This is a genomic window from Rhodopseudomonas infernalis (assembly GCF_022271405.1).
In the GTDB taxonomy this organism is placed as follows: Bacteria; Pseudomonadota; Alphaproteobacteria; order Rhizobiales; family Xanthobacteraceae; genus Rhodopseudomonas; species Rhodopseudomonas infernalis.
This window is the reverse complement of record NZ_JAJNAL010000047.1, coordinates 20,144-33,620: the sequence shown is the minus strand read 5'-3', so window position 1 is coordinate 33,620 and position 13,477 is coordinate 20,144. Positions and strand designations below refer to the sequence as shown.

8 protein-coding genes are annotated in these 13,477 nt (G+C 64.5%); 4 read left to right on the top strand and 4 right to left on the bottom strand.

Annotation, left to right across the window (positions count from 1 at the left end; all coding sequences use genetic code 11):
* Positions 1–243 (top strand): hypothetical protein (locus LPW26_RS22445; protein WP_238737939.1); only part of this gene is annotated, 243 nt, incomplete at its 5' end.
* A 634-nt stretch (positions 244–877) separates the two neighbouring features.
* A complete protein-coding gene (locus LPW26_RS22440) occupies positions 878–2,905 on the top strand; it encodes a M23 family metallopeptidase (protein ID WP_238737938.1) in 2,028 nt (675 codons plus the stop codon).
* Between the two features lie 45 nt (positions 2,906–2,950).
* On the opposite strand, the gene LPW26_RS22435 is transcribed toward LPW26_RS22440, so the two are convergent.
* Together LPW26_RS22435 and LPW26_RS22430 are read right to left on the bottom strand one after the other, a co-directional pair.
* Positions 2,951–5,008, bottom strand: a complete 2,058-nt coding sequence (locus tag LPW26_RS22435; RefSeq protein WP_238737937.1) for a hypothetical protein — start codon at positions 5,006–5,008, stop codon at positions 2,951–2,953.
* Positions 5,005–6,273: a hypothetical protein gene (locus LPW26_RS22430; RefSeq protein WP_238737936.1), complete on the bottom strand. Its 1,269-nt coding sequence runs from the start codon at positions 6,271–6,273 to the stop codon at positions 5,005–5,007. Before LPW26_RS22430 ends, LPW26_RS22435 begins: the two co-directional genes overlap by 4 nt.
* A gap of 558 nt (positions 6,274–6,831) precedes the next feature.
* Between LPW26_RS22430 and LPW26_RS22425 the strand changes: the two genes are divergently transcribed.
* Positions 6,832–8,460 carry a Vgb family protein gene (locus LPW26_RS22425; RefSeq protein WP_238737935.1) on the top strand — a complete coding sequence of 543 codons (1,629 nt, stop codon included), beginning with the start codon at positions 6,832–6,834 and terminating at the stop codon, positions 8,458–8,460.
* Between the two features lie 188 nt (positions 8,461–8,648).
* Here LPW26_RS22425 and clpB read toward each other — a convergent pair whose 3' ends face one another.
* Entirely contained in the window at positions 8,649–11,288 is a 2,640-nt protein-coding gene (clpB, locus tag LPW26_RS22420; RefSeq protein WP_238737934.1) for an ATP-dependent chaperone ClpB, read from the bottom strand.
* Between the two features lie 226 nt (positions 11,289–11,514).
* Between clpB and LPW26_RS22415 the strand changes: the two genes are divergently transcribed.
* Positions 11,515–12,297, top strand: a complete 783-nt coding sequence (locus LPW26_RS22415; protein ID WP_238737933.1) for an MOSC domain-containing protein — start codon at positions 11,515–11,517, stop codon at positions 12,295–12,297.
* A 172-nt stretch (positions 12,298–12,469) separates the two neighbouring features.
* Here the strand turns inward: LPW26_RS22415 and LPW26_RS22410 are convergent, their stop codons facing one another.
* Positions 12,470–13,258: a TIGR02594 family protein gene (locus LPW26_RS22410; RefSeq protein WP_238737932.1), complete on the bottom strand. Its 789-nt coding sequence runs from the start codon at positions 13,256–13,258 to the stop codon at positions 12,470–12,472.
* Positions 13,259–13,477 lie beyond the last annotated feature (219 nt).

Here is a 13,477-nt window from a genome sequence, read left to right as displayed (position 1 = left end):
GACAGCGATTCACATCGCCATCGACACAGCCTCCGAAAAGGCCATGGTGTTACCTTGAAACGTGTATCCGCCGAAGTCTTTCGTCCGGCCCCAATATCCAAAGCCGAAGCTCCAAACACCGAGACCCGCAAGGACTTCGCCGTCCACGTTTCTCTTTCTTCTTCTTCACTTGTCAAACAGCCCGGAGCCCGAAAGCTCCACGAAGCAAAACCCGAAGGTCTCGACTTCAGTCTCCTACCCTAAGGCGGAGGATTTTCGCTCCATCCCGACAGCGATAAGCAACCGAAAACGATCGGCTGCTGTATCACTTTGCGAAGTGATGGAGCATCAAAGGCGCGGAAGCTCGCTGGTGCCCGGTGGGCTCAGCGGCGCCGCGTTCGATGGCCGGGTTATAGGCCCGCCCTATCGGTCCTGTCAACGGCCTCGTCAGAAAAATGTCGTGCGCCGCCGAAAAATGATTTTCGCTCGGAAATACAAGGCCTTCTACGGGGAGATGCCGTACTGAAGCCACATTCCTGGGTCGTTCTCCCCAAATCAGATGGGCCAAAATCGTCCGCTTGCCGAGCACAGCAGCCGGACTTCGCCTGACCAGGGATCGCGATCGTGACGATTTCATCGCAAAATCCTCTTCGGTGTGCGGCCTCGAACCTTTCCCGCCATTGACGTTCGCGGCGACTGCCAGCACTTTGGCGCGCTCTTGTCGAACGTCTGCGGCGCAGTCCCGCTCCTTGGTTCGCCCGCGTGGCGATCCAGCGACACGCGGGACAGCCTGAAGGCCTGAGATCGCTCGATCGCGCAGGACCTTCGTCAGGGACGCTGGCCGGCCGGCAGACGCCGCGGGCAAGGATAGTTGGGGGACGGCGGATTGAGCCAGAGATTGTCACGCGGACGCAGCGGGCGCGAGGGCGAGTCGTTCGACCTCGGCCACGAGCCGCCGCTTTCCGTCGATGGTTCTGAAGCCGCGGTGATCGATCGCCGCCGCGTCTCGGTGCAATGGTTCAGCGGCACGATTCTGACTGGCCTGTGCGGCGCAGCCCTGATCGGCGGCGCCGTTTTCGCGTCGCTCGACGGTGAGACCACGTTCGCCAAGGCGCCCGAGCGGGTTGAAGCCGCGCTGCGCGGCGCGTTCGGCGCCGACAAGATGGCGGCCCTGCACAAGAGCGACCGGCTGCCCCCTCCCAGCGAATCCCAGGCCGCGCGCAGCGTGATGCGGATCTCGACCGTCACGCGCGTCGGCACGCGCGAGATCGTCCGCGTCCGCCCGTTCGTCAAGATCGCCGGCAATCTGTCTCTGACCACCAGCGACCTCAGCGCCAAGATCCCGGCGTTCAACGCACAGCGAATGCTGACCGACGTCGGCTCCGCCACGCCCGCCGACGACGCGCAAAATGCCGAGGCGGTCGAGCCCGACGCCGAAGTCTCATTCGTCACCCGCGATCTCGGCCAGGTGCTGCCCAAGGCGAAGATCGCCGGCGCGATCCCGCCGGACGAAATCCTGATGCGAGTGCGCGACGCCGCGAACTGGAAGGGTGGCAGCGGCGTGCGCTACGCCAGCGCCACCGCCGGCGATCTCGGCGGAGACATGCGGCTCGGCTATGCGCCGGAAGGCGTGTCCGCCGACCCCTATGCTGGGTTCGAAACACGAATCGTGCCGGAAAACGTCACGCTGCTGCCGAAGACCAAGGAGCAGGTGACGGGCGGCAATCCGACCGGAGAGCGCGTCCACATCGTCAAGAAGGGCGACACCGTGGTGTCGGTGCTGCGCGACCAGGGCGCCAGCGAAGAAGACGCCAACGCGGTCGCTTCGGCGCTCGGCGCGCGCGGCCGCAGCGGCGGCCTGAAGGAAGGCCAGAAGCTGCGAATCCTGATGGAGCCCGGCGCGGCCGGCAAGCCGGCGCAGCCGTATCGGGTGATCATCGCGGGCGATTCGGCTGTCGAAGCCGTGGCGGCGCTGTCGGATCTCGGCCGCTACGTCGCGGTCGACGTCCAGGCGCTCAACACCGTCAGCGACACGGCGGACAACAGCGACGACGAGGAGGACGACGGCACCGGCGTTCGCCTGTATCAGTCGATCTACGAGACGGCGATGCGCAACAAGGTGCCGCAACCGATCATCGACGACATGATCAAGATCTACTCCTACGACGTCGACTTCCAACGCAAGGTGCAGGCCGGCGACTCGTTCGAAGTCTTCTACGCCGGCGACGACGAAACCACCTCGACGGTCGAGAAAAACGACGTGCTGTTCGCCTCGCTCACGGTGGGCGGCGAAACCAAGAAGTACTACCGCTTCCAGACCCCCGACGACTCCGTCGTCGATTTCTACGACGAGACCGGCAAGAGCGCGAAGAAGTTCCTGGTCCGCAAGCCGGTCAACAATGCGATCATGCGCTCCGGCTTCGGCGGCCGCCGCCATCCGATCCTCGGCTACGTCAAGATGCACACCGGCGTCGACTGGTCGACGCCCTACGGCACCCCGATTTTCGCCTCCGGCAACGGCGTGATCGAGAAGGCCGGCTGGGAAGGCGGCTACGGCAAGTACATCCGCATCAAGCACAACAACGGCTACGAGACCGCCTACGGCCACATGTCGGCGTTCGCTAAGGGCATGGAGCCGGGCAAGCGCGTGCGCCAGGGCCAGGTGATCGGCTTCGTCGGCTCCACTGGTCTGTCGACCGGCGCCCACGTCCACTACGAAATTCTCGTCAACGGCCGCTTCGTCGACCCGATGCGTGTGAAATTGCCTCGCGGCCGCTCGCTCGAAGGTCCGCTGCTGGCCAATTTCGAGAAGGAACGCGACCGTCTCGACGCCATGATGACCAACCGCAACGCGCCTCGCTTCGCCGAGGACCTGACCGCAGCGACACCGGCGCGAAGCGTGAGTGCGTCGGCGGCGAAGAGGTAGCTATCCGCGTCCGACCGCGCTGATCTCGCACTTCCGGCTGTCCGATTATAGACCGCTCTCGAACATTGCGGCTTCATCGTCGCGGCGCTTGAGAAGCCCGCCGACACCGGGCCAAAGGCGCTTCATGGCACGCAAATGCCCTGGTATTTGCGCGAATGTCCCAGCCTGGACGCAGGCTTTGACTGCCCGCATCTCAGCGTAGCGCGGACCGTCCGCCGAAAACGACACCCCGCGATTGTAGGCGAGCGACACGAGCGCACCAAGGCAGTCGGGGCTCAACTGCGCCGTATTCGGCCCGAGTGCCCTCTCGACCGCCGCAACCCATCGTGGAATGACGCGATCACGATGAACCCGAATCGCCTGGGCGAACGAGATATCGACGTTTCCCAGCCGTTGGACCCATGACCGCGCCGCTGTTCCTTTGATGCCGACGGCGGGCATCAACGATGCAAGCTGGTCGGACGAAATCACGTCCTCCCAGTCACGGCGAAGACTGTCCCGCGTGGCGTAGCCGACGTCGTAGCCGATCGCCATTGTGACTCCGGATTTGAGTCCAGGCCAGATCGGGTGCCGATATCTCTTCTCGTAGACCTTCTCGCTGGAGACTTCGGCGGCGACGATCAGATCGAAGGCTGCTTGCGAAATACGGGATGGTGAGGTTGCGTGACCGAGGTCCGATCCCACGGGCTGCAAGTCGGCCCATCGGATCGCAGCGATCCTGTCGGCCGGATAAGCAGTCCTGTTGAGCGAGTTGCTTTGATTGCCGCCAAGCAGTTCGACCTTGGCGCCGCCATCGAAATGGCGAACGAAAAAGCCGACATGTCCGGTCGAATTGGTGCCTTCGGCCGGCGACAGAACTACAACGGCCCCGACCGGCACATCAGGATTGCCGATCACGAATGGATCTCCCCAAGCCTTCCAGCTCGTCGCCAGTGCCGCACCCGCGGGGACGGGAAGGCCGCTGCTGCGCATGCAGTAGGCCGCGAACGCTCCGCACCAAGCCGTCTTTTCCGACGTCGGCTTGGGCATGATGTCGGTCGCGTCGAAATAGCTGATGATGAGGGGTTTCTTCGCATCATCGGTCTCGACGATGTTTTTCGCCTCTTCGGCTTCCGCGACATCGAACCACGGCGCCTCGCCCTGGCGTACCGACGCCAGTTCTTCAGGCGCATGCTCTTTCATGAGATCGAACGCGCGCGTCAGGGCGGGCCCGAGGTCGGCTTCTGCCGCCATCACGAACTCCGCCACCGTGTTCGGGGCTGCCTGCGAACCGAGATATTTGGCGCGAGCGACCAACAAGGCGCGAAGTACGTCCGCCTGCTGATCCGATGAAAGCGGCGGTTTGGCTTCGGCCAGCGCGTCCGACATAAGCGCATCCATCCTCCGCGTTTTGCCCTCTTTGCTCGTCATCGCAACCATGACCGCAACAGCCGCTTCCGGGCTTGCGAGAACATACGCGTGGAAAACGTCGCGCAGGCTCGGAATGAAAGGATCCGCCGCGGAGCCGACCGGCGGATCCTTCGCGGCCATCAAACCACTGATCGACTTGGCATCGAGATGCATCCTCCACGAGGCGCCATAAATCTGAACAAGACCACCGTCCCGCTCATCCGACGAATATTCACCGAAGCGGTTTCCTGTCGCGATCAGGTCTCGCCACTCGGCGCTGGAGACCTGCAGCGGGCCGACCGCGTCGGATCCTTCCAATTTCGGCGGCGCGTTGACGAGATCCGTTTCGATCAGCGCTCTGGCGACGACGAAATCCGCCGAAACGAGCCACGGCGGAACGTCCTGATCGGCATTGAACAATCGCTCCGCCCGAATGGCCTCGCGTACAAAACCTCCGGGATCGATATCGGGCCGACGCTCCACATCAGTCTTGACGTCCGCACTGAGCACCCAGCCTTCCTTGCGGATTCCGGCGTCGGCCAAAATCCAAGCGACTTTCTGCCATTCCTCGTCGACACCGTCATGGACGACTATCTGCTTCGCATCGGGCAAGGCAGTCACCTGCGTATCCACCGCCAATGTGCGAACGAGATCGGCTGTCCGCGAGGCGGCTTTACGCATTACCGTTCGACGCAGCACCGTCAGTGTGATCATGGTTTTCGCAGCTCCTGCAACCGATCGAGCAAATCCGGCGTGGCTTGATCCGGAATGACCGGGTCTTCCATTCGCAAGCTTCGTCTGACGGCCTTGATCTTCGACCGCATGTCGGACAGGCGTGTGGATGTTACAGGACCGCCGTCACTGACACGGCTGAGGAATTCGGCGAATTCCTTGCGCTGGCCGTCGCTGGCGAGTTCGCGCCTTTCGTAAGCATTGCGATACTCTGCCGGGCAAGCGCCGTAGCGATTGAGCTCGATGATTTCGCCGCGACCGAGCCGCCCGGTGATCTTCGATGGATCATCCTGATCAAACCACTTCTCGAAGGCCACAATCCGCGCGGTAACCTGTGCAGGCTTGAGGTAATCACTCTTCGGCACGCACAGCGCTGCAAGTACGCCTTCCACATAGCTCATGCTGTCTGCTTTGGGATTGAAGCTCTCGAGATACCCCTTGTAAATATCGGCCGGCTTAATCTCGCCGGTTTGTCTCGGGCCATCGACCCGCGTGTCGGGCGTGTACGGCGCCGTCGTCCGGAGTGCCACCGTTTCCGAGTTGATCAATGCCGGCGTTCGGTCGAGCACCGCGCCGCCGGCTTGCTGGAATACAGTCACGGTCGTGTTGATTTCGGTCTCGATCGCAAACGGCGTGCAGATCGTCAGATACTGGCGCAAGGCGTAGACCGCGGTCGGTCGATCGGTAATGACTTTTCGCGCCATGTCGAAGCGAAACTGGTCGCGTCGGCGCAGCACAAGCGTCTGCACCGTTGTCTTGTCGACCTCCAGCAGCAGCCGCGAGTTGACGTTGGTGAAGGTGTTGGCGGCGAAGCCGAACGCGAGGCCGGCCAGCGTGATCGGGTTGGCGCCGACTCCAGTGACGCGCATGATGCCTTGCGCGGCGACCGCCGCATCGCCGAGTTCTTTCAAGACCGCGCTGTTGGTTCGCCGACGATCGTCCAGCCACGCCAGATAGCTGTCGCAGCGGCGGTCGACGTCGTTCATGCCGGCCTGAACGATCAAATTCCAGGTCGGCGGCGTTGGCGCCAGCCCAACACACTGCGCCTCATTGGTCGACACCACCGGCATCGCCTGCCGGCATAGTTCGGTAAGGTAGACGTCCTGAAATTGGGTCGTCTGAACGATATCGTCCGAGTAAAGATTAGTCCCGATTCCGTAGCGGAAGTATCGGGAGTCGGTGGTATCGCAACCGGCCAAACCCAGTGCAGCCAATAACCCGAGTATTAGATTCAAGACCCCACGCATCGACGCAACCCTCGCAACTCAGGCCGGGCAACGCGCGGCGCACCGCGTGCGGCGACGGCCTGGCGTATGTGTCCGGGATCAGGCCGCTCGGGCGAGTCGGAAGTTATCAATGGCGCCCGAAGGCATAATCATATTTCGATTTGTCAATTCAGCGGAGTCGATGCTCCGCGCCGTTCTTACAGATTCAAATAATTTCAGCTAAGCGCAATAAAACTAATCGTCCTGCGCATATTGATACCCGGCTCGAATGGGCTGCAAGCGGATTCTGCGAATTACTCCCGGATCGAAAGTCCTGTGTACCTTTGCGGCAACATTTGATGCGAACGGGTCAGCAGGTCGACCTGATTGCTGCGGAGCGTCCCGCCGCACGGAGCGTGCCGCGCGGGTGTGCCGATCGGGCCGCCGTCGGCCCGGCGCGATCATCTGCATCCCGCGTCGGCAGATCACGTCTCTATGCAAGCTCCTGTAGTCCTGATGCTCCGCCGATTCTCCTTGCCAATGCAGCGACCGCACCAAATACTCACCGCATAAAAATAAACATTGTCGGGAGGAAATGTGATGAGGAGCAATCTTGCGCTTGGCGCGAGTGCGGCGGTGCTTGCGCTGCTGGCGTTGTCCGGCGCGCGTGCGAACGAATATCAGGTCACCAAGCTGGTCAATGGCTCGGCGTTTCATGGCGTTCATGGCCTCGGCATCGACAAGGCCGGACGACTGTTTGCCGGCTCGGTCGCGGGCGCTGCGTTGTATGAGGTCGACCGCGACAAGGGCACCGCCAACGTCGCGGTGCCGACGCCCGAGGGCATGGCGGACGACATCGCCTTCGCGCCCGACAGCACCATGGCGTGGACCGCGTTTCTCACCGGCGATCTCTATGCCCGCAAGGGCGACGGGCCGATTAGGAAGCTCGCCTCAGGGCTGCCCGGGATCAACTCGCTCGCCTTCCGCAAGGACGGTCGGCTCTATGCCACGCAGGTGTTCCTCGGCGACGCGCTGTATGAGATCGACGTCGCAGGCGAGAAGCCGCCGCGCAAGATCATGGAGAAGATGGGCGGCCTGAACGGCTTCGAGTTCGGTCCCGATGATCGGCTCTACGGGCCGCTGTGGTTCAAAGGGCAGGTCGCGGCCGTCGATGTCGACAAGGGCGAACTCAGCGTCGTCGCCGATGGCTTCAAGATTCCGGCAGCGGCGAATTTCGACTCCAAGGGCAATCTGTTCGTGCTCGACACCGCGCTCGGTCAGCTCGTCAGGGTCGATACCAAGACCGGCGCGAAGCAGATGGTGGCGCAGCTCAAGCCGTCGCTCGACAATCTGGCGATCGACGCGCAGGACCGCATCTTCGTCTCCAACATGGCCGACAACGGCATCCAGGAGGTCGATCCGGCGACCGGCACCGCCAAGCAGGTGATCATCGGCAAGCTGGCGTTTCCGGGCGGCATCGGCGTGGTGAGCGACGGCGGCAAGGACACGATCTACGTCGCCGACGTGTTCGCTTATCGCAGCGTCGATGGCGCCAGCGGCGAGGTGCGCGAACTGGCGCGGATGCACGCCGATGGCACGACGCTCGAATATCCGATGAGCGCCACAGCGAAGGGCAACGAGGTGATCCTGTCGAGCTGGTTCACCGGCACCGTGCAGGTGATCGACCGCGCCAGCGGCAAATCGCTCGAGATGATGCACGACTTCAAGGCGCCCTACGACGCGATCCGGCTCCCGGGCGGCAAGCTCATCGTGGCCGAACTCGGCACCAAATCGCTGATCGAAGTCGGCGGCGAGCACGGCAAGGACCGCAAGGCAATCGCCAACGATCTCGCCGGGCCGGTCGGCCTCGCCGCGGCGCCGGACGGCGCGATCTACGTCACCGAGGCGTTCGCCGGGCAAGTCACGAAGATCGACCCGGCGAGCGGCGCCAAAACCGTGGTGGCAAAGGATCTGAAGATGCCGGAAGGCCTGGCGCTGGCGCCGTCCGGCAAGCTGATCGTCGCCGAGGTCGGAGCCAAGCGCGTCATCGAGATCGATCCGGCGACCGGCAAGGTCACGGAGATCGCCGGCGATCTCCCGATCGGCCTCGTCCCCGCCCCCGGCCTGCCGCCGACCAACATGCCAACCGGCGTCGGCGTGGGGGCGAACGGGACGATCTACGTGTCTTCGGACATCGAGAACGCGATCTACAAGATCGAGAGGAAGTAGCCGCGGCTCGCAGCGTCCAATGCACGGGCCTCCGTGCGATGGCGCTGCGCGCCCAACCCCTCCGCCGTCATCGCCCGGCTCCGACCGGGCGATGACGGCTTGTGTTCGCTGCAGCGCTTCGATCGCAGGCAACCAAATCGCGGATCTGCGCAGCGGCATGAGAATGCCGCTGCGCGTCCGCACACGGCTTAGTTCAACATCCGCTTCGGCGGCCGCCCCGTGAACGGCTCGATGTCCGCCGTGTGGGGCGGGGCGCCGTTGAAGGTCAGGACGCCACCTTCGGCCGAGATCACGACGGTGTCGCCGTCCTTGACGCTGCCGTCGAGGATCATCTCGGCGAGCGGGTCCTGGACGTGGCGCTGGATCACCCGCTTCAGCGGGCGCGCCCCATAGGCCGGGTCCCAGCCCTTTTCGGCAAGCCAGTCGCGTGCGGGCGCATCGAGGTCGAGCACGATCTTGCGGTCCTCGAGCAGCTTGGCGAGCCGGCCGAGCTGGATGTCGACGATCCGGCCCATCTCGCTCTTCTGCAAGCGGTGGAACAGGATGATCTCGTCGACGCGGTTGAGGAATTCGGGGCGGAAGTGGGCCCGCACCATTCCCATCACCTGCTCGCGCACCACGCCGGTGTCCTCGCCTTCCGGCTGGCTCACCAGATATTCGCTACCGAGATTCGACGTCATCACGATCAGCGTGTTGCGGAAGTCCACGGTGCGGCCCTGACCATCGGTCAGGCGGCCGTCATCGAGCACCTGCAGCAGCACGTTGAACACGTCCGGATGCGCCTTCTCGATCTCGTCGAACAGCACGACCTGATAGGGCCGGCGTCGCACCGCTTCGGTGAGCGCGCCGCCCTCGTCGTAGCCGACATAGCCCGGAGGCGCGCCGATCAGCCGCGCGACCGAGTGCTTCTCCATGTATTCCGACATGTCGAGCCGGACCATCGCGGTCTCGTCGTCGAACAGATACTGCGCCAGCGCCTTGGTCAGCTCGGTCTTGCCGACGCCGGTGGGCCCCAAGAACATGAACGAGCCCATCGGCCGGTTCGGATCCTGCAGGCCGGCGCGGGCACGGCGGACCGCGGTCGACACCGCATGCACGGCCTCGAACTGGCCGACCACGCGCTTGCCGATCTGCTCTTCCATCCGCAGCAGCTTCTCCTTCTCGCCTTCGAGCATCTTGTCGACCGGCACGCCGGTCCAGCGCGACACCACCTGCGCGATGTGGTTGGCGGTGACCGCCTCCTCCATCATCTCGCCGGCGTTCTCGTTGGCCTCGATGTCGGCGAGTTTCTTCTCCAGCTCGGGAATGCGGCCATAGGCCAGCTCGCCCGCGCGCTGATACTCGCCGCGCCGCTGCGCATCGGCGAGTTCGAGCCGCAGCCCATCGAGTTCGCTCTTCAGCTTCTGGGCGTCGGAGAGCTTGTTCTTCTCGGCGCTCCAGCGCTGCGTCAGCGCTGCGGACTTCTCCTCGAGGTCGGCGAGCTCCTTTTCCAGCGTTTGCAGCCGGGACTTGGAGCCGGCGTCGGTTTCCTTCTTCAGCGCCTCCTGCTCGATCTTGAGCCGCACGATTTCGCGGTCCATCGAATCGAGTTCTTCCGGCTTGGAGTCGACCTGCATCTTCAGCCGCGCCGCGGCCTCGTCCATCAGGTCGATCGCCTTGTCGGGCAGGAAGCGGTCGGTGATGTAGCGGTTCGACAGCGTGACGGCCGCGACCAGCGCCGAGTCGGCGATGCGAACGCCGTGGTGCTGCTCGTATTTGTCCTTCAGGCCGCGCAGGATCGAGACAGTGTCTTCCACCGTCGGCTCCGACACGAAGATCGGCTGGAAGCGCCGCGCGAGCGCTGCGTCCTTTTCGACGTGCTTGCGATACTCATCGAGCGTGGTGGCGCCGATGCAATGCAGTTCGCCGCGCGCCAAAGCGGGCTTCAGCAGGTTGGACGCGTCCATCGCGCCGTCGGCCTTGCCGGCGCCGATCAGCGTGTGCATCTCGTCGATGAACAGAATGATGCCGCCTTCGGCCGCGGTGACCTCGGACAGCACGGCCTTCAGCCGCTCCTCGAACTCGCCGCGATATTTCGCGCCGGCGATCAGGGAGCCCATGTCCAGCGACAGCAGCTTCTTGTCCTTCAGGCTCTCCGGCACGTCGCCGTTGAGGATGCGCAGCGCCAGACCCTCGACGATCGCCGTCTTGCCGACGCCGGGTTCGCCGATCAGCACCGGATTGTTCTTGGTGCGGCGCGACAGAACCTGAATGGTGCGGCGGATTTCCTCGTCGCGGCCGATCACCGGGTCGAGCTTGCCGTCGCGCGCCGCCTGGGTCAGGTCGCGGGCGTATTTCTTCAGCGCGTCATAGGCGTTTTCGGCCGTCGCCGAGTCGGCGGTGCGGCCCTTGCGCAGCGCGTTGATCGCGGAGTTGAGGTTCTGCGGGGTGACGCCACCCTTGGCGAGCAGCTGGCCCGCCTCGGACTCCTTGTCGAGCGCCAGTGCCAGCAGCAGCCGCTCGACGGTGACGAAGCTATCGCCGGCCTTCTCGGCCGCCTGCTCGGCGCCGTCCAGCGCGCGCGCGGTCGCCGGGGCCAGATAGACCTGGCCGGCCCCCGAGCCGGACACTTTCGGCATCTTGCCGAGCGCGTCTTCGGTCGCCTTAAGGATCGCGCGCGAATTGCCGCCGGCGCGGTCGATCAGACCGCCCGCGAGCCCTTCGGAATCGTCGAGGAGGACTTTGAGGATGTGCAGCGGCGAGAACTGCTGATGGCCCTCGCGGACCGCAAGGGATTGCGCCGACTGGATGAAGCCGCGTACGCGTTCGGTGTATTTTTCAGGGTTCATGATGTTAGGTCCCTCAGCCTGCCATCGGCGCCTCGGAAGCACGCGGACGGCATCTTCATTGGGGTTCCACCGGCCGCGTTGATGGTCGTCAACCGGCGGCGGTCGTCGCCGCGTCCGAACCGGCAGCGGCTTGACGCAAATGTGGGCATCGGTTCCGGAAACGGAAGAGCCGGCGTCACAATTTCGTGCAGGTGACAGGCGCAGGCGGAATCCTTTAAAGAACGGCATGTCGATGCCCGCCGCCGTTTCCGCCATCTACAGCTACCCGGTCAAAGGCCTGTCGCCGGAGCCGTTGCCGCACGTCGCACTGGCTGTCGGCCAAACCCTGCCGGGCGACCGGGCGTTCGCCATCGAAAACGGCCCGATCGGGTTCGACCCGGCGGCACCGAAATACTTTCCGAAGATCCGCTTCCTGATGCTGATGCGCAACGAGCGGCTCGCCGCCCTGCGCACCCGCTATGACGAAGCGAGCCGTGAGCTGATGATCGCCCGGGACGGCGCCGAGCTGGTGCGCGGCGACTTGTCCACGGCGGACGGCCGGGCTGCGATCGAACGGTTCTTCGCGGCGGAGTTCGCCGATGAGCTGCGCGGCCCGCCGAGGCTGCTGGAGGGCCGCGGCCACAGCTTCTCGGACGTCGCCCGCAAGGTGGTCTCGATCATCAATCTGGACAGCGTCGCGGCGCTGGAAACGATGATCGGCCGGACGGTCGATCCGCTCCGGTTTCGCGCCAATCTCTATGTCAGCGGCTGGCCGGCCTGGGGCGAGTTCGACCTGATGGACCGGACGCTGGCGATCGGCAGCGCCCGCCTCAAGGTCGTCAAGCGCATCGTTCGCTGCGCCGCCACCAACGTCGACCCGCAGACCGCCGCACGCGACCTTTCGATCCCCGAAACGCTGCAGCAGAACCTCGGCCACGCCGACTGCGGCGTGTACGCCGAAGTCATCGAAGCCGGCGACATCGCCCAGGGCGATGCGGTGCGGGTGGAGCAGGCTGGGCTGTTCGACTAGCCCGCCACTCGCTCATCCGTCATCGCCGGGCTTGACCCGGCAATCGATCCTCTTGTGAAGAGGCGCGCTGCGCGCGCGATGGATCCGCGGGCCTTCGCCGCGCCGAAGGGGCTACGGCCCCGCAGGCGGGTCAAGCCCGCGGATGACGATCGTGGGCGGGGAAGCGCTACGCTCAGCTCGACGGCATCACGTAGGCGTAAATGCGGCTCTTCGAATACACCGACTCGGCGACGCGGCGGCCGTGATTGCCGGAGACGACGATCGGATTGCCGCTGGAATCGACGCCGGTGACGACACCGACATGACCGCCACGCTTGCCGCGCGACATCACCGCGATCGCGCCGACCTGCGGCCCGGAGACGCGCTGGCCGTAGCGGGCGAACGAGCTCGCCATGTCGGAGCCGGTGCCGCGATGGCCGGAGCGCTCCAGCACCATGTTCATGAAGCGCGCGCACCACAGACGGCTGCGCCCGGTCGGATTGCCGCCGATGTAGCGGCGCGCCTCGGCGACCAGGCCCGAGCCGCCACCGCCGCCGCCATTCCAGGTCTGCCACTGCGCCTGCTGCGCGTGGGGCGCGGCACGCGAAGCGCGGCGCTGCGCGCGCTGCTTGATCATCCGCGGCGCGCTCACCGCGTTCGGATCGGCGTAGCCGGCCGGCGCAAACCCCTGCGGCTGTTGATACGTCTGAGACTGTTGATACGCCTGAAACCCGAACGACTGCTGATCAGCATAACCCTGCGGGGCAGCAGCCCGTGCGTGGCGCCCGCCGCGATAGCGTTTGGTGTAGTGGCGATGACGGTGATAACCGCGATGCGACGCGGCGTCGCCATGATACGCAGTGTAGCCGTGATGACGATGCAACGGTCGAGCCGATGCCGGACTCGCCAGAGCGGCAATCGCCGCAATCCCCAGAACCAACGCAACAACGCGACCCGGACGAAACGCAGTGAACTCAAGCATTCAGACTCTCTCTCCATCAACACACCGATCGGCGACGACCGGCGGGTGCGGTAAACAGAGCAGCGATGGCGAGAGAATGACACGTGCGGCAGCGCGGCATTGATTCCGCGGTGATAAGAAGATCATTTCGTGGCAGCGGAACCTGCCAAAATTCCGCCCAACGAGTGGATGGCCGTTAACTACTTGATGTGCTGCAGGTCACACGGCGGACGCCGATAA